The sequence below is a fragment of the Denitrobaculum tricleocarpae genome, from assembly GCF_007004665.1.
Classification (GTDB): Bacteria; Pseudomonadota; Alphaproteobacteria; order Kiloniellales; family Kiloniellaceae; genus Denitrobaculum; species Denitrobaculum tricleocarpae.
In genome coordinates, this window is the sequence record NZ_ML660054.1 from 463,352 (window position 1) to 487,360 (window position 24,009).

24 protein-coding genes and 1 tRNA gene are annotated in these 24,009 nt (G+C 57.4%); 16 read left to right on the plus strand and 9 right to left on the minus strand.

Annotated features, from left to right (window positions below):
• Window positions 1–144: 144 nt before the first annotated feature.
• The 3 genes from FKG95_RS11220 (at window position 145) to purB (ending at window position 2,705) form a co-directional block, all read left to right on the plus strand.
• Window positions 145–218: transfer RNA gene (locus tag FKG95_RS11220), tRNA-Gln, on the plus strand.
• 199 nt (window positions 219–417) lie between these two features.
• On the plus strand, window positions 418–1,314 hold the full coding sequence (locus tag FKG95_RS11225; RefSeq protein ID WP_179954051.1) for a CPBP family intramembrane glutamic endopeptidase: 897 nt from the start codon (window positions 418–420) through the stop codon (window positions 1,312–1,314).
• 89 nt (window positions 1,315–1,403) lie between these two features.
• Entirely contained in the window at window positions 1,404–2,705 is a 1,302-nt protein-coding gene (gene purB, locus FKG95_RS11230) for an adenylosuccinate lyase (protein ID WP_142896434.1), read from the plus strand.
• A 179-nt stretch (window positions 2,706–2,884) separates the two neighbouring features.
• Here purB and FKG95_RS11235 read toward each other — a convergent pair whose 3' ends face one another.
• On the minus strand, window positions 2,885–3,205 hold the full coding sequence (locus tag FKG95_RS11235; RefSeq protein ID WP_142896435.1) for a DUF1476 domain-containing protein: 321 nt from the start codon (window positions 3,203–3,205) through the stop codon (window positions 2,885–2,887).
• A gap of 165 nt (window positions 3,206–3,370) precedes the next feature.
• Between FKG95_RS11235 and FKG95_RS11240 the strand changes: the two genes are divergently transcribed.
• From FKG95_RS11240 to FKG95_RS11255, 4 genes are all read left to right on the plus strand, one after another.
• A complete protein-coding gene (locus FKG95_RS11240; protein ID WP_142896436.1) occupies window positions 3,371–4,183 on the plus strand; it encodes an NRDE family protein in 813 nt (270 codons plus the stop codon).
• A complete protein-coding gene (locus tag FKG95_RS11245) occupies window positions 4,180–5,070 on the plus strand; it encodes a DMT family transporter (RefSeq protein WP_281281443.1) in 891 nt (296 codons plus the stop codon). Before FKG95_RS11240 ends, FKG95_RS11245 begins: the two co-directional genes overlap by 4 nt.
• A gap of 174 nt (window positions 5,071–5,244) precedes the next feature.
• Window positions 5,245–6,006, plus strand: a complete 762-nt coding sequence (gene purC / locus FKG95_RS11250) for a phosphoribosylaminoimidazolesuccinocarboxamide synthase (protein WP_142896438.1) — start codon at window positions 5,245–5,247, stop codon at window positions 6,004–6,006.
• A 273-nt stretch (window positions 6,007–6,279) separates the two neighbouring features.
• On the plus strand, window positions 6,280–7,383 hold the full coding sequence (locus FKG95_RS11255) for a methyl-accepting chemotaxis protein (RefSeq protein ID WP_179954052.1): 1,104 nt from the start codon (window positions 6,280–6,282) through the stop codon (window positions 7,381–7,383).
• Window positions 7,384–7,427: 44 nt separating this feature from the next.
• On the opposite strand, the gene FKG95_RS11260 is transcribed toward FKG95_RS11255, so the two are convergent.
• A complete protein-coding gene (locus FKG95_RS11260) occupies window positions 7,428–8,045 on the minus strand; it encodes an MlaC/ttg2D family ABC transporter substrate-binding protein (RefSeq protein WP_142896440.1) in 618 nt (205 codons plus the stop codon).
• A 299-nt stretch (window positions 8,046–8,344) separates the two neighbouring features.
• Here FKG95_RS11260 and purS point away from each other — a divergent pair, with 299 nt between their 5' ends.
• The 6 genes from purS (at window position 8,345) to FKG95_RS11290 (ending at window position 13,737) form a co-directional block, all read left to right on the plus strand.
• The gene (gene purS, locus FKG95_RS11265; RefSeq protein WP_142896441.1) at window positions 8,345–8,587 is read left to right on the plus strand and encodes a phosphoribosylformylglycinamidine synthase subunit PurS; all 243 of its coding nucleotides are present in this window, start codon (window positions 8,345–8,347) and stop codon (window positions 8,585–8,587) included.
• 114 nt (window positions 8,588–8,701) lie between these two features.
• Complete coding sequence (purQ, locus tag FKG95_RS11270) at window positions 8,702–9,391, plus strand: phosphoribosylformylglycinamidine synthase subunit PurQ (RefSeq protein ID WP_142896442.1); 690 nt, start codon at window positions 8,702–8,704, stop codon at window positions 9,389–9,391.
• Window positions 9,388–11,586 carry a phosphoribosylformylglycinamidine synthase subunit PurL gene (purL, locus tag FKG95_RS11275; RefSeq protein ID WP_142896443.1) on the plus strand — a complete coding sequence of 733 codons (2,199 nt, stop codon included), beginning with the start codon at window positions 9,388–9,390 and terminating at the stop codon, window positions 11,584–11,586. The genes purQ and purL overlap by 4 nt, the downstream gene beginning before the upstream one ends.
• Before the next feature lie 80 nt (window positions 11,587–11,666).
• On the plus strand, window positions 11,667–11,906 hold the full coding sequence (locus FKG95_RS11280) for a BolA family protein (protein WP_142896444.1): 240 nt from the start codon (window positions 11,667–11,669) through the stop codon (window positions 11,904–11,906).
• Window positions 11,907–12,001: 95 nt separating this feature from the next.
• Window positions 12,002–12,340, plus strand: a complete 339-nt coding sequence (gene grxD, locus FKG95_RS11285) for a Grx4 family monothiol glutaredoxin (protein ID WP_142896445.1) — start codon at window positions 12,002–12,004, stop codon at window positions 12,338–12,340.
• A 242-nt stretch (window positions 12,341–12,582) separates the two neighbouring features.
• Window positions 12,583–13,737, plus strand: a complete 1,155-nt coding sequence (locus FKG95_RS11290; protein ID WP_142896446.1) for a putative manganese transporter — start codon at window positions 12,583–12,585, stop codon at window positions 13,735–13,737.
• A 94-nt stretch (window positions 13,738–13,831) separates the two neighbouring features.
• Here FKG95_RS11290 and rpsD read toward each other — a convergent pair whose 3' ends face one another.
• Window positions 13,832–14,446: a 30S ribosomal protein S4 gene (rpsD, locus tag FKG95_RS11295; RefSeq protein ID WP_142896447.1), complete on the minus strand. Its 615-nt coding sequence runs from the start codon at window positions 14,444–14,446 to the stop codon at window positions 13,832–13,834.
• Window positions 14,447–14,712: 266 nt separating this feature from the next.
• Here rpsD and FKG95_RS11300 point away from each other — a divergent pair, with 266 nt between their 5' ends.
• Complete coding sequence (locus tag FKG95_RS11300; RefSeq protein WP_484068184.1) at window positions 14,713–15,564, plus strand: DMT family transporter; 852 nt, start codon at window positions 14,713–14,715, stop codon at window positions 15,562–15,564.
• Between the two features lie 70 nt (window positions 15,565–15,634).
• Here FKG95_RS11300 and FKG95_RS11305 read toward each other — a convergent pair whose 3' ends face one another.
• The 6 genes from FKG95_RS11305 to FKG95_RS11330 all read right to left on the minus strand — a co-directional run bounded on the left by FKG95_RS11305 (window position 15,635) and on the right by FKG95_RS11330 (window position 21,814).
• Entirely contained in the window at window positions 15,635–16,945 is a 1,311-nt protein-coding gene (locus tag FKG95_RS11305; protein WP_142896449.1) for a hypothetical protein, read from the minus strand.
• 26 nt (window positions 16,946–16,971) lie between these two features.
• On the minus strand, window positions 16,972–17,847 hold the full coding sequence (locus FKG95_RS11310; protein ID WP_142896450.1) for a hypothetical protein: 876 nt from the start codon (window positions 17,845–17,847) through the stop codon (window positions 16,972–16,974).
• Window positions 17,848–17,974: 127 nt separating this feature from the next.
• A complete protein-coding gene (locus FKG95_RS11315) occupies window positions 17,975–18,733 on the minus strand; it encodes an RNA methyltransferase (protein ID WP_425456746.1) in 759 nt (252 codons plus the stop codon).
• A 16-nt stretch (window positions 18,734–18,749) separates the two neighbouring features.
• Window positions 18,750–20,354, minus strand: a complete 1,605-nt coding sequence (gene cimA, locus FKG95_RS11320) for a citramalate synthase (protein WP_142896451.1) — start codon at window positions 20,352–20,354, stop codon at window positions 18,750–18,752.
• Between the two features lie 481 nt (window positions 20,355–20,835).
• Window positions 20,836–21,051, minus strand: coding sequence for a helix-turn-helix domain-containing protein (locus FKG95_RS11325; protein ID WP_142896452.1), 216 nt, complete (start codon window positions 21,049–21,051; stop codon window positions 20,836–20,838).
• A gap of 70 nt (window positions 21,052–21,121) precedes the next feature.
• Complete coding sequence (locus tag FKG95_RS11330) at window positions 21,122–21,814, minus strand: DUF2975 domain-containing protein (RefSeq protein ID WP_179954053.1); 693 nt, start codon at window positions 21,812–21,814, stop codon at window positions 21,122–21,124.
• A 187-nt stretch (window positions 21,815–22,001) separates the two neighbouring features.
• Between FKG95_RS11330 and FKG95_RS11335 the strand changes: the two genes are divergently transcribed.
• Both FKG95_RS11335 and FKG95_RS11340 read left to right on the plus strand, forming a co-directional pair.
• Window positions 22,002–22,709 carry an outer membrane protein gene (locus tag FKG95_RS11335; RefSeq protein WP_179954054.1) on the plus strand — a complete coding sequence of 236 codons (708 nt, stop codon included), beginning with the start codon at window positions 22,002–22,004 and terminating at the stop codon, window positions 22,707–22,709.
• A gap of 171 nt (window positions 22,710–22,880) precedes the next feature.
• Complete coding sequence (locus FKG95_RS11340; protein WP_142896455.1) at window positions 22,881–23,984, plus strand: M14 family metallopeptidase; 1,104 nt, start codon at window positions 22,881–22,883, stop codon at window positions 23,982–23,984.
• Window positions 23,985–24,009: the final 25 nt, after the last annotated feature.

A 24,009-nucleotide genomic window follows, 5' to 3' on the forward strand; every position in this document is an offset into this window, starting at 1 on the left:
CGTCTCTGCACGCAGGCTGCCGAAAGTACAAAGTAAGGAAATTTCAAACGCTGCAGAAAAGCGGTTGAAAGCGCGGCGGACTGGGACTACATAGGGGCCGCACATCGATTGATCGCCCATTCATTGAAACCGGGCCATCTTCGTTGGGGGATAGTTTAGCGGTAGAACTCTCGGCTCTGACCCGAGCAGCCCTGGTTCGAATCCAGGTCCCCCAGCCAGAAACTCTCTAAACTCTGGTTCTATTGAGCTCCAAGCAGGCTATTCGTGCTTTCAAAGCAATCGCACACGCCGGACCCTATAACCTGAGATTGAAAATGACAAAGACAAGCTGCGCCGATATGCTCGCGGCGTTTTAAATCAGCGTTCGGAAAATCTGTGGAATACATGCGGAGTGGGACCGCCCGGTTACTATCGGTGGTGGATGATACGACCATTGGTTTCTGGGATTGGGTGCTTGCCGGTATCGTTCTTGTTACCGGTTATACTGCGTTGCTCGTCGTGGCTTGGGGATTTATCGGTCATTCTTATAACGAAGGTCCGCTCTCGTTCTTAATTATCGGAGGAGCTGATAACGCGCGAGGGATTGCTTTATTACAGACAGCCGTCGCTTTCGCCTTTTACACATCTCTACTACCAGTTGTCGCCATTAGCCTGTCGTTTTTGGGCCTGAACGTGGCTGGCATCGTTGCACCAGGTAGAAAGCCGATGTGGCACTTGGTTGCAAAGACTGCGATCCTCGTCTTCGTGTTCATAACCGCTCTAGGTTTTGTAGAAATCTGGATTTATTACAATCCAGACGACGTGGAGTTTGACCCGCTTCCATTTCGAGCCTTTGGCTATTTACCTGCGATCATGTTGTTCATAGCGTTTCAGGCAACAACGGAAGAACTCTTTTTTCGCGGTTTCGTAATTCAACTGATCGGTCGCTGGACTAAATCATGGTTTATTATCTTGATCTCGGTCACAGCGTTATTCCTGTTTTTCCACCTTGCCAATCCTGAAATCGAGATCTTTGGCTGGTTTGCCTATCTTCATTATATTTTGGCTGGCCTTCTTTTTACAGGAGTTGCTCTCGTAACGGGGCGCTTGGAGTACTCAATCGGTCTTCACATTGGATGGAACTGGAATCTGCTCATTTTTGACACAAGGTCTGCGGAAGCACTTGATCTTTATTACGGTGTTGGAGCAATCGTTTACACTGGAGATCTCTCCGTAGCGACTATCGACGCATTGAGTTTCGTACTGATTCATATTGTCCTCTTCTTGTTTTGTCTTCTGATCCATTTTCGCTACGTTGAACCTAAGGCCTTGTAGCCTTTTCCCCCGCCCGACCTTGACAAAGCCCCGCCCGCCCGCTTGTTTGGCGCCAGTTTCTCCAGCCTGAAAAAACGGAACCGCACCGCATGTCTATCCCCCGCTACAGCCGCCCTGAAATGACCCGCATCTGGGAGCCGGAAAACCGCTTTCACATCTGGTTCGAGATCGAGGCTCATGCCTGTGACGCGCAGGCTGAACTGGGCGTGATCCCGAAGGACGCCGCCAAGGCGGTTTGGGACCGGGGTGCTTTCGAAGTTGCGCGGATCGACGAGATCGAGCGGGAAACCAGGCACGACGTCATCGCCTTTCTGACTAATCTGGCCGAGCATGTGGGACCGGAAGCGCGCTTCGTCCATCAGGGCATGACTTCATCCGACGTGCTCGATACCTGCCTCGCGGTCCAGCTGACCCAGGCCACCGACATCCTGCTGGCCGACATGGACCGGGTTCTGGCGGCCCTCAAGAAACGGGCGCTGGAGCACAAGGATACGGTCTGCCTCGGCCGCAGTCATGGCATTCACGCGGAGCCCACGACCTTCGGGCTCAAGCTCGCCACCCACTACGCGGCCTTTAAGCGCGGACGCGAACGGCTGGTTCAGGCGCGTAAGGAAATCGCCACCTGCGCCATCTCGGGCGCGGTCGGCACCTTCGCCAACATCGACCCCGCGGTCGAAGCCCACGTTGCCAAGAAGATGGGCCTAGAGGTCGAACCGATCTCCACGCAGGTCATTCCCAGAGACCGGCATGCCGCCTTCTTCGCGACTCTCGGGGTCATCGCCAGCTCGCTGGAAAACCTGGCCGTTGAAATCCGGCACCTGCAGCGGACCGAGGTCCGCGAAGCGGAAGAGTTTTTCGCACCGGGTCAAAAGGGGTCTTCAGCCATGCCCCACAAGCGCAACCCGATCCTGACCGAAAACCTGACCGGTCTGGCGCGCGTCGTCCGCGCCGCCGTCACGCCGGCTTTCGAGAATGTGGCGCTGTGGCACGAACGGGACATTTCGCATTCCTCCGTCGAGCGGGTCTTCGGCCCCGACGCCACCATCACGCTGGACTTCGCCCTCTCGCGGATGGCCGGTGTCATCGAGAAGATGTACATCTACCCGGAGAACATGCAGAAGAATCTGGATCAGCTCGGCGGCCTCGTGCATTCCCAGCGGGTCCTGCTGGCCCTGACCCAAGCGGGGATCAGCCGCGAGGATGCCTATCTGATCGTACAGCGCAATGCCATGAAGGTCTGGCAGGAATCGGCTGATTTTCTGAGCCTGCTGCGCGCCGATGCCGATGTGGCGGGCAAGATGGACGACGGCGAACTGGAAGCCTGCTTCGACGACAGCTATCACACCAGGCGGGTGGACGTGATCTTCGAGCGGGTCTTCGGATCGGATTGATCACAGGACGCGCTGAGAACTTCAACAGGCAACAAGAGGGACTTGCAGTTCCAGCTGAGAGAATTCGTCCACGCGGCCGTTTTCCGCCTTAATCACGGTCCTGCCAAGAGTGCGCAGAAAAGAAAAGAGCCACCGGTGTCACACCGATGGCTCTTTTCTTTTTCATCCGAACGCGGCCGCTATTCGGCCATGACTTGCTCTTTGGCCGCGGCAATCATCTCTTCCATCTTCTTGTCGAGCTGATGGGCTGAGATATTGACTGACTTCTCGCTAAAATCGGCCAGAATTTTACGCTTCACATCATCATCGCCCGGCTCTTCCATATCGGCCATGACGACTTCCTTGGCGTAGGCATCGGCATCGCCGCCGCTGAGGCCCATTTGCTCGGCGGCCCAAAGTCCAACCAGCTTGTTGCGGCGCGCTTCGACCTTGAACTGCAATTCCTGATCGTGCTTATATTTGTCTTCGAACGCTTTCTCGCGTTCACTGAAGGTGCTCATCTCGCCGTCTCTCCTCGCTGCTTAAGTGTGACTGCCGCGGACATTCGCTTCGCAGCGGTCACAGGTGTTAGGCGTTTAGGTCTTTTCTCACATATAGTCATTAAACAACTTCAGGAAAACCGATTTGCGCTCTGATTCTCCAGTTTTAATGGATGCACTTTTATAATGTGCACCGCTGTCATTCTCCGGCGGCCCGGACAGAAGTGGCCGCTTCTTTTTGCAGGCAATCGCGACGAAATGCGGGATCGCCCCTCGGCGGCCCCGGCAAAGCATTGGAACGACCGGCCTTCCGTGGTCGGCGGCCTGGACAAAACAGCAGGAGGAACCTGGCTCGCGGTCAACGAACATGGCCTTCTTGCCAGCGTTCTCAACCGGATCGGCAGCCTGGGGCCGCAGGACGGCAAACGCAGCCGCGGCGAGCTGGTGCTGGAAGCCATGGAGCACAGCGACGCCGAAACCGCGGCGGACGCGCTCTCCAACCTCAATCCCGCGGCCTACCGCAGTTTTAATCTGATCGTCGCAGACAACCGGGACGCCTTCTGGCTCAGGAACATGGGCAGGGAAAACACCCGCCAAGTCGAGTGCTTTCCGATCCCCGAGGGCCTCTCGATGATCTCGGCCTACGACCTGAACGATCCGGAATCTGCCCGTAGCCGGCAGCATCTGAGAGACTTCCAGGATGCCGAAGCACCGGATCCGGAGTCCGATGCGCGCAATGACGGCAACTTCATGCCCAGCGGCTGGGAGACCTGGCATCGTCTCTTGCGCCGCGACGCGAGCGCTTCAGGCGGCGATCCCTACGCCGCCATGTCCGTTCAGTTGGACAACGGCTTCGAGACCGTTTCGAGCTCGCTGATTGCGCTACCCTCCGCCGAGTATCATAGCCAAGAGCCTGAAAAGGCGCGTATCCGTTGGCTCTATGCCGACGGATCTCCGCGCACCACTTCTTACAAACCACTCCAACTGGACGACGCGTGAGGGCGCAGCGCATATCCCTCGGATCGATTTCGCCTTTCAAGGGCGTAGTTTGCATGATCGGCGCAGGCTTTTTCCTCACCCTCAACGACGCGGTGCTCAAATGGCTGACCGGGGATTACCCCGTTGGCCAGATTATGTTCCTGCGCGGCGTGTTCGTCTTTCTGCCCATCGCGTTCTTCGTTTGGCAGGCTGGTGGAGCGAAAAGCCTCCGCGTCAGACGCATCCAGCCTCACCTGCTGCGCGGCGCTCTGATGGTTGCCGGAACTTTCCTGTTCATCAACGGCCTGCGCCACCTGCCCTTTGCCGACGCCATCTCGATTACCTTTGCCGGACCGCTCTTCGTCACCGCACTGGCCGCCCCACTGCTGGGTGAGGTGATCCGCTGGCGGCGCTGGCTGGCTGTGATCATCGGCTTTATCGGCGTTCTGATCATCATCCGGCCCACGAGCGAGGTGGCGCAATGGGCCGCGATATTTCCGCTGGCCGCCAGCGTCACCGGCGCTTTGCGGGATATCCTGACACGGAAGATGTCGCAGCATGACAGCTCGGTCGCGGTCATGTTCTATTCTACGCTGGCGGTGACGTTCGCAGGCGGCATGACTTTCTTAGGCGGCTGGGCACCGGTTCAAACTTCAGATCTCGGCCTCTTCCTGCTGTGCGGCATCCTGCTTGGTTTCGCCCATTTCCTCATGATCGAGGCCTTTCGGCTCGCCGAGGCTGCTCTTGTGGTTCCCTTTAAATACGTCAGCCTGCTGTGGGCCGTTCTGCTTGGACTGGTCATCTGGGGCGACATTCCCGACGGCTGGACCTTCGCGGGCGCCGGTGTGGTTGTCGCCAGTGGCCTCTATATTCTACACCGCGAAAGAATCAGAAAAACAAAGACTTAAACCTCCAGCCAATCTCAGCCCGGCACCGCTTCCAACAGCCCATTTGTGCCGGGCCGGATCACCTGCTATATGGTGCTCCCCGTCATGGTCGATTGCCGTTACAAACCGGTCGTTCTACAGCGCTACCGGCTGGATTTCGAACCAGGGCGAACCTTTCCCGATCGGACAAAAAAGATGCGACGCAGACGGATATATGAGGGTAAAGCCAAGGTCCTTTTCGAGGGTCCCGAGCCCGGCACGGTAGTGCAGTATTTCAAGGATGATGCAACGGCCTTCAATAACCAGAAGAAGGGCACCATCACCGGCAAAGGGGTTCTGAACAACCGTATCTCCGAACACCTGATGCTGCGTCTGGCGGAAATCGGTATCCCGACCCACTTCGTACGGCGCCTCAACATGCGCGAACAACTGGTCCGCGAAGTCGAGATTATTCCCATCGAAGTGGTGGTGCGGAATGTCGCCGCAGGCACGATCTGCAAACGACTGGGTGTCGAGGAAGGCACGCCGCTGCCCCGCTCCATCGTCGAGTACTACCTGAAGAACGACGAGCTCGGAGACCCGCTGGTCTCTGAAGAGCATGTGACGGCCTTTGGCTGGGCCTCGACCCAGGATCTCGACGAAATGATGCAGTATGCTCTGCGCTCCAACGATTTCCTGACCGGCCTTTTTTACGGCATCGGAATGAAACTGGTGGATTTCAAACTGGAATTCGGCCGGCTTTGGGACGAGGAAGAAATGCGCATTGTCCTGGCCGACGAAATCAGCCCGGACTCCTGCCGTCTCTGGGATATCAACACCAATGAAAAGCTGGACAAGGACCGCTTTCGCAAAGACCTCGGCAAGGTTGAAGAGGCCTATCAGGAGGTGGCGCGCCGCTTAGGAGTCCTGCCCGAGGCCGGGCCGGTTGATATGCAAGGCCCCCAGGTCATGCAGTAATGAGCAGGGCCGACCAGGGTCGGCCCTTTGCCCTTTGACGCGCTCACGCCCCGGCAAAACCCCGTGATTGCGGCTATTCTTGGCATGGTTAAACCGGCATTTACCCTAGATTAAGGCAAGGCATCTTAGTTTATGCCGATTATGCCTGTACGAATGTTCGCTCAAATGCGGTTTGACGAAGGTTCGCACTGAACTCCTTGCCGTTGGGTACCGATGTCACAGCCTTCCCTTCTCCAGCTCGCGGTCTCAGACGGGACACCGCTACGATCCCTCGTGACAGCCCTCGTCGTCGGTCCGGTCCTGACGGCGATCAACCAGGGTGACGCCATCCTGGCCGGAGCCGGACTCGATTTTGGAAAAGCCGCGCTGACCTTTGTCGTCCCCTTCGTCGTCGCGACGGCCGGAGCGGTTCAGGCGAAGCGTTCAGGCGCTTTGCAGCGTTCTTCTGATGCGCCGTCGCCAAACCACGCAGCCAGCGCCTCTGCCGAGCCGCCAGTCACACCCGCGCCACAGCGCGGCACTCTCGTTGATTCTGGCCATTCCAGGCCCACCCTCCATCCCGGTTTGCTGACTGAGGCCAGTGAGATGGTCGGGACGATCAAGGGCAACGCCGTCAAGGTCAACACCGCATCCAAGGCCAGAATCGCCTTCATCACCGACCTGATCACGGCGTCGCAGGACGTAAAAAGCGAGGTCGGCGCCATCCAGGATCTTGCCTCCGCCATCGACAGCAGCCTGCATGCCGCCCACCAAAATGCCGGCGAAGTTGTCATTCATGCCCGCAGTATTGCCTCCAACGCGGAAGAAGGCGTGACCCTCTCGGACAACGTCGTCACCTCCATCAATCGGCTGCAAGAAGACTTCAGCCAGATTACGGAGATTTCCCAGGGGATCGGCGCTATTGCCAAACAGACCAACCTGCTGGCCCTGAACGCGACCATCGAGGCGACCCGTGCCGGGGACGCCGGCAAGGGCTTTGCCGTCGTTGCCGCAGAGGTAAAGACCCTCGCCAATAACGCGGGACAGTCCGCCGAACAGATAAACGGCGTCCTGGGCGATCTTTCACAGAGTATCGATGAGGTTCTCAAGCACCTGGAACAGCTCTCAAAGAATCTCAAACACGCGCTGGAAGCCAGTGCGCAGGGCCAGTCCCAGACCGGAAAAATCTCCGAAGCCATTGACGAAGCGGTTAATGTGGCCAAGCAGACCGCCAGCCAGGCCGGCGCCCAGGCCGAACGTTTCAGTTCGGTCGCCGATCGCCTCGATCAGATCAAGCAGGATGCGGAAGCCGCCGTCACGGGTTCGGGCAAGAACATCGAGCTGACAGACGGTGTTCTCGATAAGCTGGAAGCCGCGAAACGCCAGATGTCCGCCTAATCCAATATATGGAGAACGCAGATTTCCGGTTTACTATCAGACCTTTAATTGGATTTTTTGACTTTTCGCTCAAGTGCGTCGGTCAGTCCGTCGACACCTCTGTTGGCCGCCACTCCGGCAAACTCGTCGCGGTAGGTTTTGGCCTGACTGACGCCTTCCACCATGACATCGGTAATCTCATAGTTTCCGCTCTCGTCCGAGACAATCCAGGAAAGACTGAGCGGCTCACCCGAGGTATTTTCGATGTAGGTTGCGACACTGCTTCGCCCCGCCCCCTGTTCCCTCGCCGAGGTCACCGCGAAACTCTTGGGGCCCGCATCGGTCACCAGACGTAAATAGGCGGCAACCAGATAATCCGAAAAGACGTCCTGGAATCGGGCACGCTCGTCTGCGCTGGCCTTCTCCCATTGCCCGGCAACGACGTATTCAGAAATTCGTTCGATCCCAACGCCATTGCGCAAAACGGCATCCAAAGCCTCTTTGCGGGAATCCGCGGTCATATCCTCCGCGGCGACGATGGAGATCACCTGATCGCCCATGTCTTGCACGAACTTCGCTGCGCCCTCGTCCGCCGCCTGCGCCCCGGCACTGGTCGCGGAAAGCATGAGCAACAGGTATGCCATCAAGATTGAAGTTACGGGTGAAATTACGGGCCGTGTCATTCTCTTTCTCCGCGTTGCCGTCGCATTATCGCACACACGAGATCAACTCGCGCCGCGAAGTCTTACACCGGACCCGACTCCCCCGCTTCAGACCAGGCTCTCATAAGCCGCCAAGTCCCGCTGGGTTGCAAGAGACGTCAATATATTGACACAGACGTAAAGGATTTGTGCCAAGTCTCACAAAACGGCCTAAAGAGGTGTTTTTTGTGAGGAAAAGGCTCTCAAGCCGCCTTGTCACAGCGGGGGTCTGTCGCTAGATTTCGCGCGCTTCCATAGCCACAAATGCCACGGAGTCCCGCGTGAAAGCTCGCGTATACGTCACCCTCAAAAACGGTGTCCTCGACCCTCAGGGCAAAGCCATCGAGCATGCCCTTTCCGCCCTCGATTTTCAGGGTGTCGAACAAGTCCGCCAGGGCAAGCTGATCGAACTCGATCTCAGCGAATCCGATCCGGAACAGGCCCGCAGCCACGTCGCGGCCATGTGCGAGAAGCTGCTCGCAAACACCGTGATCGAGAACTACACGATCGAGCTTGCTGACTGAGCGCTTGCGCTAGAGTTTGCGGCCAATGACAGACAGCGGCGCCTTTTCAGGCTCAGGCATCTCTACGCGACAGAGTGTCCGCCGGGAAACAGCCCAAAAACAGGAATTCACGCAATGAAAGCCGCGGTTATCGTTTTCCCCGGATCGAACTGCGATCGTGACGTTCAGGTGACGTTGCGCGACGTCAGTGGTGTCGAACCGGTCATGGTCTGGCACAAGGAGAGCAGCCTCGAAGATGTCGATCTGATCGTCCTGCCGGGCGGTTTTTCCTACGGCGATTACCTACGCAGCGGCGCCATGGCTTCGAAGTCCCTGGTCATGCGCGAAGTCGTAAAGCGCGCAGGAGCCGGTGTGCCGGTACTGGGGATCTGCAACGGCTTTCAGGTTCTGACCGAGAGCGGTCTGCTGCCGGGCGTACTCATGCGCAATGCCAATCTGAAATTCGTCTGCAAGGACGTCCATCTGAAGGTCGAGAGCAGCCAGAGCCTCTTTACCTCCGCCTATGAAGCCGGACAGGTGGTGCGGATACCGGTGGCGCACCATGACGGCAATTACTTTGCGGGCGAGGACGAACTCGACCGGCTGGAGGGCAACGGCCAGATTGCTTTCCGCTACGTGCAACCGGACGGTGCCTTAGATCCCGACGCCAATCCCAACGGCTCGGCGCGCAACATCGCCGGTGTCTACAACGAGCGTAAAACCGTTCTGGGCCTGATGCCCCATCCCGAACGCCTCGCCGATCCGCAACTCGGCGGAACCGACGGCAAGGGAATGTTCCAAAGCCTGCTGGAGAGCCTTTCGTGAGCGAGATCACCCCTGAGGTCGTGGCGGAACACGGCCTGAACGAGACTGAGTATCAACGGGTCCTCGAGATCATGGGGCGGGAGCCGAACCTGCTCGAGCTTGGAATCTTTTCCGTGATGTGGTCGGAGCATTGCTCCTACAAGTCGTCCAAGAAGTGGCTCAAGACGCTTCCGACCGAGGCACCGCACGTTATCGAGGGCCCGGGCGAGAACGCGGGCGTCATCGACATCGGCGAGGGCCTGGCCGCCGTCTTCAAGATGGAGAGCCACAACCACCCGAGCTTCATCGAACCCTACCAGGGCGCGGCCACCGGCGTCGGCGGCATCCTGCGGGACGTCTTCACCATGGGTGCACGTCCGATCGCCAACCTCAACGCCTTGCGCTTCGGATCCCCCGAACACGCCAAGACCCGGCATCTGGTCTCCGGCGTGGTGGCGGGTATCGGCGGCTACGGCAACTGCGTCGGCGTGCCCACCGTGGGCGGCGAAGTCAACTTCGACCCTTCCTACAACGGCAATATTCTGGTCAATGCCATGACCGTGGGCCTGGCGCCTGCCGACCGGATCTTCAAGGCTGCCGCCCAGGGTGTCGGCAATCCGGTCATCTACGTGGGCTCCAAGACCGGACGCGACGGCATTCATGGCGCGACCATGGCCTCGGCGGAGTTCGACGACGATTCGGACGAGAAGCGGCCCACCGTGCAGGTCGGCGATCCCTTCACCGAAAAGCTGCTGATCGAAGCCTGTCTGGAACTGATGGAAACCGACGCCATTATCGGAATCCAGGATATGGGCGCCGCCGGTCTGACCTCTTCCTCCTTCGAGATGGCCTCCAAGGGAGGCATGGGCGTCGAACTGAACCTGGACCAGGTGCCCTGCCGCGAGGACGGCATGACGCCCTACGAGATGATGCTCTCGGAGAGCCAGGAGCGCATGCTGATGGTGCTCAAGCCGGGCAACGAGGACATGGCCCGCGGTATCATGGAGAAGTGGGATCTGGACTTCGCCGTCATCGGCAGCCTGACCGAGACCGGACGCATGGTCCTGCGCATGCATGGCGACGTGGTCGGCGACCTGCCCATCGACCCTCTGGCCGAGGCTTCTCCGGAATACGACCGCCCCTGGGTTCCGACCCCGGCGCGTGAAGAACTGGATGCGAAAGACCTTCCGGTGCCCGGCGATACCGGCAAGGTGCTGTATCAGTTGATGGGTTCTCCGAACCTCTGTTCGCGGCGCTGGATCTGGGAGCAATACGATCACATGGTCATGGCCGATACCCAGGCCCGCCCCGGCGGCGATGCCGCCGTGGTCCGTGTGCACGGCACCGGACGTGCGCTCGCGATCTCGACGGACTGCACGCCGCGCTACTGCGTGGCCGATCCGGCCCGTGGCGGCGCCCAGGCCGTCGCCGAGTCCTGGCGGAATCTGACCGCCGTCGGCGCGACCCCCCTAGCCATCACCGACAACATGAACTTCGGAAATCCGGAGCGCCCCGAAATCATGGGCCAGTTCGTTGGTTGTATCGAGGGCATGCGCGCGGCCTGTGACGCCCTGGCTTACCCCGTGGTCTCCGGCAACGTCTCGCTCTACAACGAGACCAATGGCGCCGCGATCCTGCCGACCCCCGCGATCGGCGGCGTGGGCGTCATCGAGGACGCGGCCAAAACGGCCGGTATCGCCTTTACCGAAGAAGGCGCAGATATCCTGCTAATCGGCGAAACGACGGGCCATTTGGGATCCACGACCTATCTTTCCGAGATCGAGGGCCGGTCTGATGGTGCACCGCCTGCTGTCGATCTTGAGCGGGAAAAATGCAACGGCGACTTCGTGCGCCAGCTTATCGTTTCCGGACAAGTCACTGTTTGCCATGACCTTTCAGACGGTGGGCTTGCTGTCTCCGTGGCTGAAATGGCGCTTGCAGGCGGGATCGGTGCCACGCTCGAACAAGCTGCGGAAAGTGACCTTCCGACCCATGCCTGGCTGTTCGGGGAAGATCAGGCGCGTTATCTGATTGCGACGCCCAATGCCCAGACACTGCTGGAGGCCGCTCAGGCGGCTGGTGTTCCTGCTGGCATAATCGGGCGAACCGGCGGGAAAACGTTGACCTTGCCGGGTGGCAGCCCCATATCCCTGGGCGACTTGTCGCGCGCGCATGAGGGCTGGCTCCCTGATTACATGGCAGGTACAGTTAACTGAGACGAATCCTGTAATCAGGAAATCATCGGCGTTGGGATGCCAAAAGCCGCCCTGCAAAAGACAAGACGAGGATAATCGCTATGCCAATGAATCCGGCTGAAATCGAAGGCTTGATAAAAGAATCGATTACTGACGCAGAGGTCAGAATTGAAGATCTTCGCGGCGACGGCGATCACTATGCCGCCTATGTGGTTTCAGCGGCATTCCAGGGAAAGTCACGGGTTCAGCAGCATCAGATGGTGTATCAGGCGCTTCGGGGCCGCATGGGTAACGAACTGCACGCGTTGGCCCTGCAAACCTCGACCCCTTCGGACGGCTGACGCCGTTCACAAATGAAGTATGATCCGGCGCAGCGAATGCGCGCCGATTGGTAGAAATCCAGGTCCAAGTGGCCCCGTTCAGAGGAAAGAGTAAGATGGATAACCCCGTTGCAGAGCGCATCAAGCAAGATATCTCGGATAACGACGTGGTTCTCTTCATGAAGGGAACGCCTGTTTTCCCCCAGTGCGGCTTCTCCGCCACCGTGGTCCAGGTTCTCTCGCACCTGGGTGTGAAGTTCAAAGGGATCGACGTGCTGCAGGACCCCGGCCTCCGCCAGGGCATTAAGGAATTCAGCGAGTGGCCGACCATTCCGCAGCTCTATGTAAAGGGCGAGTTCGTCGGTGGCTGCGACATCATCCGCGAAATGTTCCAGTCGGGTGAACTGCAGGATCACCTCGCGAACGCAGGCGTGGAGACCCAGACCGCCGCGTGATTTGGAACGTCGTCCGTGATGGTCCCTATGAAAAGGCTTCGTTTTGGCGAAGCCTTTTTCTTTGAAAAACCCTACAATCCCCTGTTTTGGTTAAATAATATCTGTTCAACAGATAGCTGATCTCCCCCAACGCTTCACAAAAATATTCTCGGGAAGTTTTGTAGTTTAGAATAATTTTAATTTGCAATTGCAGTTGGGCCGTCTAATATTGGATCAAGCTTCAACCTTGATCGAGTAATTCAATGACCGTTCTCGTCGCCTCCACCAGGGCCTGCGCAAACCAGATCAAACAATCGGGCCTGCCGCAAAAAGCGGGCAGTTTTCTGCTTGCAGGGCTCATCTTTGCGGCCTTGCTCGCATTGCCGGAGGTCGTAATCCCGGCGATGGCGGACGCTTACCTGCAGGTTAGCGTCTTTGTAGCAGCGACCCTCGCCATTTTCGCGCTGATCGAGAGCCGGATGAAAGTCGGGACCGATGAGCTGCTTGAGCGTCACAAAGCCTGGCAAATTCCGATTGCCGCGATGCTGGGCGCCATACCCGGCTGCGGTGGCGCGGTCATGGTGGTGACCCAGTTCGTCAACGGGCGCCTTTCTTTCGGCGCCCTTGTGGCCGTTCTGACAGCAACGATGGGTGACCCTGCATTCCTCTTGCTGGCTCAGGCTCCCTTGGACGGTACGATGATCTTTGCGTTCTGCGCACTGATTGGTGTCGTATCCGGCTATGTGGTCGACCGGCTGCACGGTGTGGATTTCATGCGCCCGGAGCGGCCGCAGGCAGTTGCGGCCTGCGCAAGCGAATCCGGCTGGAAGCCGGGTAAAATCCAACTGATCTGGGTGGCACTGATCCTGCCGGGACTGGCGCTTGGCATTCTGCAACTGCTTCAGATCGACTCTGATCCCCTATTCGGCGCACTGCAGGCTTATCAGCCGACGGAGACCATTGGCCTGATCGGCGCGGTGCTCTCGATCCTGATGTGGAGCTTCACAGCGCGCGGCGTTGAAAACAAGCTGGTGACGGGTTCCCCCTCCTCACGCGTGGTGAGCACGACCAACTTCGTCTCCGTCTGGGTGATCGTTGGCTTCCTAATCTACGAGGTTGGTGTCTATGCCACCGGCTGGGATCTGTCGGTGATGGCCCAGACCTGGGCGCCGCTGGTCCCTCTGCTCGCCGTTCTGGTCGGGTTCCTGCCCGGCTGCGGCCCGCAGGTCGTGGTCACAACGCTCTATCTGGCCGGGACCATCCCGCTATCTGCACAGCTGGGCAACGCTATCTCCAACGACGGCGACGCCCTCTTCCCGGCTCTGGCGCTGGCGCCGAAGGCCGCCATGGTGGCAACGCTTTACAGTGCCATTCCGGCGATCCTGGTGGCCTACTCGACCTTCCTGCTGTTCGAGTAAACACACGCCGCCCGGTCAAAAAAAAGACCCCCGCTGCGGAGATGCAGCGGGGGTCCCTTTTTTTTTGCCGTTTCCGGCGAAACTCTTCGCGGCGTTAGCGCGAATAGAACTCGATGACCAGGTTCGGTTCCATCTGAACCGGGTAAGGCACGTCGGCCAGCTTGGGCGCGCGAACAAAGGTTGCCTTCATGTCCTTGTGATCAACTTCGATGTAGTCGGGCAGGTCACGCTCGACCGACTCGACACCTTCGAGAACCAGCGGCAGTTCACGGCTCTTTGCCTTGACCTGAACCACGTCGCCGTCTTTGACCATATAGGAAGAGATGTTGACCTTCTTGCCGTTGACCGTGACATGACCGTGGTTCACGAACTGACGGGCAGCGAAGACGGTGGGAACGAACTTGGCGCGGTAAACCACGGCATCCAGGCGGCGCTCGAGCAGGCCGACCAGGTTCTCACCCGTATCACCCTTGCGGCGCGACGCTTCGGCGAAATAACGCCGGAACTGCTTTTCACCAATGTTGCCGTAGTAACCCTTGAGCTTCTGCTTGGCCATCAACTGCGTGCCGAAATCGGACGGCTTACGGCGGCGCTGACCATGCTGGCCGGGGCCGTATTCACGTTTGTTGATTGGGCTTTTGGGACGGCCCCAGAGATTGACGCCCAGGCGGCGGTCGATCTTATACTTCGAGGCAAGACGCTTCGACATACGAACTCATTCCTTATTTGCGGCCCATTTGAGGCCATGTTGTCCCGGTAGGCCCTGGCGCGCGACAATCTTCAGTTGCGCTCCGGACGGGGTTCAGAGCAGTCTCTCTGGCCCACTTTCCCGGGAATTGAAGCCGGGACTATACGAATCGCCCGGCAAATGTCAAACAGACATCCATCTCCGACCCCAATAAGCTGGAAAATCCCGGAATTCTGCCACAGGAGCCCCCTCTGAACGCCCTTTCAGACCATTCCAAAGGCCTGCTGATCACCGCGCTGGGCGTTCTGATCCTGACGCCTGATTCCCTGCTGATCCGCTTGATGCAGGTTGACCATTGGACGGTTGTGGTCTGGCGTGGCTCGCTTCAGTTCCTGGGGCTACTCCTGCTGATCTCACTCGTCTACCGCCAGCGGACCTTCGAAGTCTTCCGCTCGATCGGAACGCTCGGACTGCTGCTCGCAACGGTTTTCTGCTTCAGCACGATCCTTTTTATCATCTCGGTGTCTTACACCCTGGTAGCCAACACCCTGGTGATCCTTGCTTCCGCGCCTTTCTTCGCCGCCGTCTTCAGCCTGATCTTCCTGAAGGAAGCGGTCGGCCGCCACACCTGGATTGCCATTTTCGTCGCCTTTGCCGGGATTGCACTGCTCACCCTGGACAGCAGCGGCAGCGGGTCGCTCATGGGAGATCTCGCCGCGCTGGGTGTTGCCACCCTCATGGGTGCCTACTTCACCATTGTCCGGGCCTCGCGTGAGGTGAATATGATCCCGGCCATGGCGGTCAGCGGGATCATGGCGGCAAGCGTCGCCCTGCCCTTCGCCGCCTTCCCCGATATGAGCGAGACGCAGATGCTGGCGGGCGGCGCCATGGGCTTCATCGTCGCCCCGCTCTCCTTCGCCCTGATCACCATCGGCCCGCGTTATCTGCCGGCACCGGAGGTCAGCCTGCTGCTGCTGATCGAGACGGTGCTGGGCCCACTCTGGGTCTGGATGGTGATTTCCGAGGAACCGGGATTTTACAGCCTGATTGGCGGGGCGGTGGTGGTCACGACCCTCTTCCTGCACTCGATGTACAGCCTACAAAGATACCGGCGTCGCAATGCTGTTGCGAAGGGATGAATAGCAACAAAACACGCGACGCCAAACTGGACTGTAATCTGTGCCTGTGACGGCGACGACACATTGAGCGCTACATTTTTATCTTCAAGCTATCCGCAGAGCCCAAAAGCGAAGGAGCAGGTGTTTGTGGTCCAACCGCCTCCCACTCATTAATGGCGTAAATGTCGTTGAGGCTAAGTTCACTCCGCTGAAGCACATAGTCTTCGGGTTTAGGCAACATTGGCGTGTGTTCCCAATGGAACACAAAACCCCGAGCGCCATCGCCTTTTCCAACCAGCATTCCGGCATCGTTTAAGACCGCGCCCATCTCTTCAATCATATCTAAAACGGACAGATCCCGACCATCCTGCGTTAAGAATCGCGTGCCAAGACGGATCTGACCTTTATCAGCGACCTCTATCTTATTGCCTTTCTTTGTGCCGGCAACCGCCCAGACTTTTCTGTCTTCGATTGAGCCAACGGGCGAACCAGTCGCGGCACGAACCAGACTACCGTTCTTCTCAACCAATGCACCATCTGTACGCAGAATATCTATGATCGGCACATGCTGACCGGCAAATTCACCATCGCCACAAAGTGTCACGTGACCTGGCGTGATCATAAGGCCGTGCAGATCAAGTATATGCCGAACTTCATTGACTAAGGTCCGCGTCACCCGACCAGGCACGAGATTGCCAGAATCGTCGTACGATACGACCAAATCGTTAAGATTGATTTCCTCTATCGGCCTCGTGGTGCCATCCCACATATCAACTTCCGTACCCGCTAAAAAACAGTGCAAAGGTTCTGGCGGTTGCTCAAAAAGCAGCTCATGCTCTTTCGTGATCCAACCGTCATCAAGCGCTTTCTGTCGATGAGCTTTCGCTTCGATAAGTTCATCGGGCGTTGGTTCGGTTATGCTAAAAAACTCATCTACTTCAACAGGGTACGTGTGCCCCGGGAGAAGTTGTTTGGCGAATGGGCTGTCGGGGTCAGGAAAAGCCGTTCGTCCGTCCGAAAACTGGTCCCCCATACTTTCGTGCTGTTTCACGAAAGTTTTTTTCATATGGCCGCGGTAATAGTTTCCGTGATGGTCAACATAAATATCCGATACCTCGGCGTACATGAATTGACCAACAAAGTTACCGGTTGGTCTCTCATACCAAAGCTCGCTGCTTTTTGGCAGCTTGGATCTCAAATAGTACGCTTCTTGATAATTCGCATACTCCTTCATGATCTGGCTCGGGAAAGCGGGATACAAAACCTTCACATCACTTGGCAGAGTCGCAACACTTCCTATAATCAAATCGTTGCTAATGTAGTGTTCTAAGGTTTTGACTCTAGTTATGGCGCCTACATGAGGTGCTACGTCTCTAATATCGCCATGTCGGTTGTCAGCCATTCTTGTTCTCCCCTCGGCCTCACTAGTTAATTCTCGATATCTCTCGGCATACGTCGTCGTTCGTTTTCTTCTTTCTCCAATGCTTGCATTTCTTGCAGCTGCTTCTGGCCCTCTGGCGTTGCAAGGTATTCCTGAAATTCGCGTTTGCGATTTTCTATGACTCTCTTTTCATAAGCAAAATACTTATCCGCCAAGACTTTATCTCCAAAAATTTTATTCATATATATGTACTTAACAACGAAAACATTCAGAACAAAGTCTATTTCATGGTAATAATCAGGAGAAGCAACATAATCGCCACAAACAAAGCCATCTATTTTTTCGAAATCTTGACGACCTAAAATCAAATAACCAGCTGCATAAGACGGAAAATCTTGACTATTATTGTAGCCACATTCTTCGGCACGATCTAAAATACGATTTTCAAATTCGTCAATCACACCAGCATAGATTACATCAGCTTTATCAATACGCTGTGCCAATACTCGGGTACAGAGTCGCATCTCAAACGAAACTAGCTTAAGATGAAACTCTTCATTCATTTCTGGAAACGAACCATAATCACGCAAATTCTGTTCGTCCGACAAAAACACACAAGCTTCGTCGACCCAATTAAATCTATTTAAAAGATATTTGGGAATTTTTATAATTCGATCTAAATTACTATCTTGTGTATTTAAATCAACATTTGCAATAAAATCTATAAACTCCTCGATGTTTATTTTCTTATCATTGACTGAATAAATATATTCCTCTGAGCTGAAAACTGATGTGGAAGCAATACCTGAAGCGAAGACAAATGCAAAACTCGTCAAAATGAAAACAATTTTTTCGACAGTCTTTGCGGATATTGTTATCAAGAGCGCGTAAGTATTTTCGAAAACCATTCCTAAACCGTTCATCAGAAATCCGCTTCGCTAGAGTTTATTCTGAGTTGTATAGTAAGTAAATATATTCTCCTAGCCATCAACAGAACATCTTAGCGACAACGGAATCACACCCCACAAACGCCAAGACCTACAAACCACTCTAACGCCGCTTCTCCCAAAGCGCCGAGATGATCCCATGCAGGGTGTTCACCTCCTGCTCCGTCAGGTCAGCGCGCTGAAACATGTTGCGGATGTTGCGCACCATGATGGGGGTCTTCTCGGGGGGATAAAGGAAGCCGGAGTCTTCCAGGGCCTTTTCGAGCCGCTGGAAGAAGTTGATCAGTTCGCCCTTGGTGGCCGGACGGGTCGAATTGAGCACCAGCTCGCTGGCGGGTGTTTCATCGGCGGCCTGGAACCATTCGTAGCCCACCAGCAAGACGGCCTGGGCCAGATTGAGCGATGAGAAGCCAGGGTTCAGCGGCACTTCGAGGATCGTATCCGCCAGGGCGATATCGTCGTTCTTGAGACCGGCGCGCTCAGGACCGAAGAGCACACCCACTGACTGTCCCTTTGCCGAGACCGCGCGCATTCCGCCAATGGCGGCGCGGGGCGTCTCGACGACCTTGGTCATGCCGCGGGCACGCGCGGTCGTGGCGTAGACCCGCTGCAAATCGGCGACGGCTTCGCCGGTCGTGGGGAACACCTTCGCCTCTTCCAGAACCAGCGTCGCGCCCGCCGCCGAGGCCTCGGCATCCGGGTTCGGCCAACCGTCCCGCGGCGCAACCAGCCTGAGTTCCGTCAGGCCGCAATTGAGCATGGCCCGCGCGACCATGCCGATGTTCTGACCCAACTGCGGATTGACCAGGATGACGGCAGGGCCACCCTGCATAAGTGCTTCGGTTTTGTTGGTTCCGGCCACCGTTCGACCCCTGTCCTTACCGGCCGGAGGGCACCGCGGCGCCGTCCTGCATCAGCTTCCAGGTAATGCCGTCGTGCAGCGCGTTGAACGATGCATCGATGATGTTGGTGGAAACGCCGACCGTGGTCCAGCGGCGCCCCTCGCCGTCCGCGCTCTCGATCATCACCCGGGTCACGGCACCGGTGCCTGCAGCGGGCGTCAGAATACGGACCTTGAAGTCGACCAGGTGCATGTCCTCCAGGCTCGGATAGACCGGCACCAGCGCCTTGCGCAGAGCGGTATCCAGCGCGTTAACAGGGCCGTTTCCGTTGGCGACTTCCATCTTCGGTTGTCCGGAAACCTCAAGGGTCACGGTTGCCTCGGATTCGGTCACCAGCTCATTGCGTGCGTTCCAGCGCCGGTCGTCCATGATCCGAAAGCGGTTGAGCGAAAAGTACTCCGGCACCGCGCCCAGCGCCCGTTGCGCCAGCAGTTCAAAACTCGCCTCGGCCCCGTCGTAAGCGTAGCCCTCGTACTCCCGGGCTTTGACGTGCTCGACCAGGGCGGACACCTTGGCGTCGCCGCTGTCGATGTTAATGCCGATCTCCCGCAGACGCGCAAGGATGTTCGAACGGCCCGCCTGATCGGACACGACGATATGGCGCTGATTGCCGACCAGCGCCGGATCGATATGCTCGTACGTCCGCGGATCCTTCTCCACGGCCGAAACGTGCAACCCGCCCTTGTGCGCGAACGCGCTCTCACCCACGTAGGCAGAATTTCGCGCCGGCGCCCGGTTCAGGCGCTCATCCAGCAGGTGCGAAATGTGGGTCAGCTGCTTCAGGTTTGCATCCGACACGCCGATTTCGAAATCGGTCTTGAGCATCAGGGAGGGGATCAGAGAGACGATGTTGGCATTGCCGCAGCGCTCGCCCAGGCCGTTCAGCGTCCCCTGCACCTGACGGGCACCCGCCTTGACGGCCAGCAGCGAGTTGGCCACCGCGTTTTCCGTATCGTTGTGGCAGTGGATGCCCACATGGGTGCCCGGGATCTCTTCGCAAACTTCCCCGACGATACGTTCAATTTCAGCCGGTAAGGTGCCGCCATTGGTGTCGCAGAGCACGACCCAGCGCGCCCCCGCGCCGTGTGCCGCCTTCAGGCAATCCATCGCAAACTGGCGATTGGACTTGTAACCATCGAAGAAGTGCTCGGCATCGAACATGGCTTCGCCCTTTCGGGTCAGGCAATGCGCCACGGACTCGCCGATCATGTCGATGTTTTCGCTTTGCGAAATCCCGAGGGCCACGTCCACATGGAAATCCCAGGCCTTGCCCACCATACAGATGGAATCGGCCTTGGAGTTAAGGAGCGCAGACAGACCCGGATCGTTCTCCGCGCTGCGCCCTGGACGCCGTGTCATGCCGAAGGCAACGAAACCGGCCTTTTCGAACGCAGGCGGATCCTTGAAAAAGGCATCGTCGGTCGGATTGGCGCCCGGCCAGCCCCCCTCGATGTAGTCGAGGCCAATGGCATCCAGAGCCATGGAAATGGCAATCTTGTCGGCAACTCCGAAATCAACGCCCTGAGTCTGCGCGCCATCGCGCAATGTGGAATCGAAGAGGTAGACACGATTGTCGGTCATTGGTCCGTCACCATGGATTGAATGCCCGCGCTATTCACCACATGGGCGGCGAAGCGTCAACTTTCGCAGCGCCAGCCTAAGGGAGACGTCTCGTCATTTTGCGCTGCTAATGCTTGGTAATCATCTTGGTTAATGCGTCCTATCGCTTCTCAAGGTCGCACCTATCGAGACAGAGGGTCCCGATTCTGAACACGACGGCTCGGTTATCTACATCGCTACCACCACCTCCATTGCACGCGGTCGCGAGCACGACTGGGGTCGCGTACTTCAGACAATGGAGGACTATACCGCACGCTAGGCAACCGATAAGTCCCTGCAGATCGCCACTAAGCAGGCCGAGGACGCAAACCGGCAGATGCTTCCGAATCTGCTGTCCAATGCAGTCGAGTTCACAGCGAACAGCGGCGAGGTCTCTGTCGACACCCGCTTCGCCGCCGACGGCCTGGGCATTTGCGGCTCCAGCAAACTCGCGCCTGCCGTCTTAGGGCTCACACTCCGGCTCGTAGACCAGCAGATCCCCCGGCTGGCATTCGAGGATTTCGCAGATCTTGTCCAGGGTTTCGAAACGCATGCCCTTGACCTTCCCGGACTTGAGCAGGGAGATATTCTGCTCGGTAATCCCGACATGGCGTGCAAGATCCTTTGAGCGCATCTTGCGCTTGGCGAGCATGATATCGAGGGTCACAACAATCGGCATAATCAGGCCGGTTTCTGTCCTTGTTCAACGGCAGCGACGGCAAGAGTCCGAATGCCATCCCATAACGCCTTCATATAAACGACCTGTTCTCGTCCGAGATTTTCGACGCCTCGCTGAGGATTCGGCCCACCAACACGATAAGGAGCCCGATCACAATTGCAAAGGCGTCAAGTTCGCCCACACTGATGTATGCAATCAGCGCTAAATCCGGAGCACCGAAGGTCAGCGCGGCTTCTCCCGGAGCGGCGGCAACGAGGATTGTCTTCAATAGAGTGTAATCGGAGATGAAGCCCACCGGCGCGAGGAAGGTGATCATCCATCCGACCCGTCCCAGGCGCTGGGCGGAGATCTCGTTAAAGATCTCGCCGCGCCCATAGCCCCGGAACAGCTCCCGTGCCCAGTAAAGGGCAAAGAGCACCAGAACGTTGATAAGGTTCGAACTCAGGAAAATGACTGTGCGCGCCGTCAGAGAATACTTCTCCGGTGGCGGATACTTTGGTTGTCCGGCCTCGAACACCGGCGCGAACTCCGGATTGGTCTCCAGGAAGGAATAGACAAAAGTGAGCAATTTTTCATCTTCAGAGGAACCAAAAATCAGCGAATAGAGCGCGTCACCGCAATACCAGACGATAACAGCCATCCCGATAAACGTCACAATCTCTGCACCCCGCGCCCAGGAGCGTATCCGGCTCGTTGCCTGCACCCGCTCCGATAGCGTCTCTTGCATCATCATTAAAAGTCTCTCCAACTCGCGGCGCACCATGGGCCGCCAAAAAAATTCGCGCTTTCGTGCTTTCCAGCACGCCGTTCTTTCAGGCTCCACTCGGCAGCGCTCAAGGCACAAGAGGTCTATAATTATTATTTTTCTTGTATTTTTTATCGTAAAACAATAATTATTTCTCATTCGACGAATGTATAGCGTCGTTTAACACATAGCAATGGGATCTAAAATGAACTTCTTGAAGCGGGAATCCTCCCTTTCGAGCGCCGCCACTGCGGCCAAATCAGGGGCCAAATCACACTCAAGCTCGATTCTCTTGAGCCTGGCAGCTCTGTGTCTGTCGCCGGCCACGGCTTCGGCGCAAGAGGTGAAAGACAATTGGACGGGACCTTACGTCGGCCTGACCCTTGGTTTGCAGGGAACCGCGGCGTCGATCGACAGTGATGCCAATGGCGAAGACCTGGACCTGGATGACAGCGGTGTCGCGATCGGTCTTTTGGGTGGTTACAACTTCTCGCCCTTCGGCCGTTCCGACAGCGGACAGTGGCTGATCGGCGCCGAAGTTGATGCGCAGTTTCTGGGTAGTGACGATAGTGCGAACGACTCCGTCCTGGGCACCGCGACTCTCGACAGCAGCTGGGTCGCATCGACACGCGTCCGTGCCGGCTATGCCTGGGAGTACCTGCACCTCTACGGAACTGCTGGTCTTGCTCTCTCGGATATCCACGTTGAGACCATGGGAGATGATGACGATGGTGTCCGTGCCGGTCTGGCTCTCGGGCTTGGTGCCGAATACGCAATCGACAAAAACTGGTCGGGCCGTCTCGAAGGCATCAGCTACAGCTTCGGTGAAGACGACCGCCGGATAGCGGGGTCGGAGCATGACATCGGCATCGGTGCCGCTGTGATCCGCATCGGCGTCTCGCGACGCTTTTGAATTCAAATACTGAAAGTCTTACCTTCAGGGGCGGGCGGCTTATCATTCACAGCCGCCCGCCCTTCTTCGTGTCGTTGACGCCTTGGGACAAGATTGGAGGTTCCCTCTTTCGTCTACGCCCCATTGCTCTATTTTACGGAAATCACAAGTTGATCCGGAGCATACCGCAACGTGGAAACCGAACTGCAAGCCTGTTTCGCCCCAGACTATGCGTCTGCCCGCCAGAGGTTTCTTACCCACTGCCGGCAGCTCGGCTTGGAGGTGCGGTCATACCAGAACCCCAATTTAGGACCCGAGGGAGAGGAACTGGCGGCGGATACCGCCTGGATCGGCGATAAAGACGCGCGGAATGTCATCGTCACCTTGTCGGCAACCCATGGTGTGGAAGGCTTCTGCGGTTCCGGCGCGCAACTGGACTGGATGCGCAACAAAGGCCCAGGGAGCCTGCCCGACGGCATTGCGATGCTGATCGTCCACGCGATCAACCCACACGGCTTCGCTTGGCTGCGCCGGGTCACCGAGGAAGGCTGCGATCTCAACCGTAACTGGATCGACTTTGATGAACCGCACCCGGTGAACCCGGGATTCGAGGCTCTGCGAGATGTCCTTTTACCGCCAGAGCTCTCGGGCCCGCTTTTCGATGCGGCTGAAGAAAAAATTGCGCGCTGGCGTGCCGAACACGGAGAGACGGCATTTCATGTTGCCCGCGGCGGCGGGCAATACAGCCACCCGGAAGGTATGTTTTACGGCGGCAACGCGCCCACCTGGTCACGCCGGACGCTGGAGAGCATTATGCGCGACTACGACCTGCCGCAACGCGATCAAATCGCAATCATTGATTACCACACGGGCCTCGGCCCCTTCGGATATGGCGAACCCATCTGCGGAAACCAACCACACACACCCGGCCATAAGCGTGCCAAGAACTGGTACGGTCAATCCCTGACGGAGCCTGATCTCGGAACCTCCTCATCCGTGCCGAAAGTCGGACTCTCCGAGTATGGCTGGACCGGCATCGTGGGTGACATTCATACCTACGTCGCGCTTGAATATGGCACCTATAGCCCCGACGCAGGCCGCGCCGCGCTCCGTGCCGACCATTGGCTCCATGCCCGCGGAGATGTGGACTGGCAAGCAGAGGAGACCCGCGCGATCAAAAAGAGGCTCAAAAATCATTATTACCCGGGCACGCCTGACTGGCAGGAAATGGTCATTTTCCGAAGCCGTATGATTCTGCGGCAGGCCATCCAGGGCCTGATGGCAGCTAATCCATGAACTGCCACCACAGGGGTTTTTGACG

Coding starts and splice junctions, on each gene's coding strand:
- FKG95_RS11260 (WP_142896440.1), bottom strand. CDS start 8,045: ATGACACGGCCCGTAATTTCACCCGTAACTTCAATCTTGATGGCATAC.
- purC (WP_142896438.1), top strand. CDS start 5,245: ATGCGACGCAGACGGATATATGAGGGTAAAGCCAAGGTCCTTTTCGAG.
- FKG95_RS11330 (WP_179954053.1), bottom strand. CDS start 21,814: ATGGTGCGCCGCGAGTTGGAGAGACTTTTAATGATGATGCAAGAGACG.
- FKG95_RS11335 (WP_179954054.1), top strand. CDS start 22,002: ATGAACTTCTTGAAGCGGGAATCCTCCCTTTCGAGCGCCGCCACTGCG.
- FKG95_RS11280 (WP_142896444.1), top strand. CDS start 11,667: ATGCCAATGAATCCGGCTGAAATCGAAGGCTTGATAAAAGAATCGATT.
- FKG95_RS11240 (WP_142896436.1), top strand. CDS start 3,371: ATGTGCACCGCTGTCATTCTCCGGCGGCCCGGACAGAAGTGGCCGCTT.
- purQ (WP_142896442.1), top strand. CDS start 8,702: ATGAAAGCCGCGGTTATCGTTTTCCCCGGATCGAACTGCGATCGTGAC.
- rpsD (WP_142896447.1), bottom strand. CDS start 14,446: ATGTCGAAGCGTCTTGCCTCGAAGTATAAGATCGACCGCCGCCTGGGC.
- FKG95_RS11305 (WP_142896449.1), bottom strand. CDS start 16,945: ATGGCTGACAACCGACATGGCGATATTAGAGACGTAGCACCTCATGTA.
- FKG95_RS11235 (WP_142896435.1), bottom strand. CDS start 3,205: ATGAGCACCTTCAGTGAACGCGAGAAAGCGTTCGAAGACAAATATAAG.
- grxD (WP_142896445.1), top strand. CDS start 12,002: ATGGATAACCCCGTTGCAGAGCGCATCAAGCAAGATATCTCGGATAAC.
- purB (WP_142896434.1), top strand. CDS start 1,404: ATGTCTATCCCCCGCTACAGCCGCCCTGAAATGACCCGCATCTGGGAG.
- FKG95_RS11290 (WP_142896446.1), top strand. CDS start 12,583: ATGACCGTTCTCGTCGCCTCCACCAGGGCCTGCGCAAACCAGATCAAA.
- FKG95_RS11325 (WP_142896452.1), bottom strand. CDS start 21,051: ATGCCGATTGTTGTGACCCTCGATATCATGCTCGCCAAGCGCAAGATG.
- FKG95_RS11310 (WP_142896450.1), bottom strand. CDS start 17,847: ATGAACGGTTTAGGAATGGTTTTCGAAAATACTTACGCGCTCTTGATA.
- cimA (WP_142896451.1), bottom strand. CDS start 20,354: ATGACCGACAATCGTGTCTACCTCTTCGATTCCACATTGCGCGATGGC.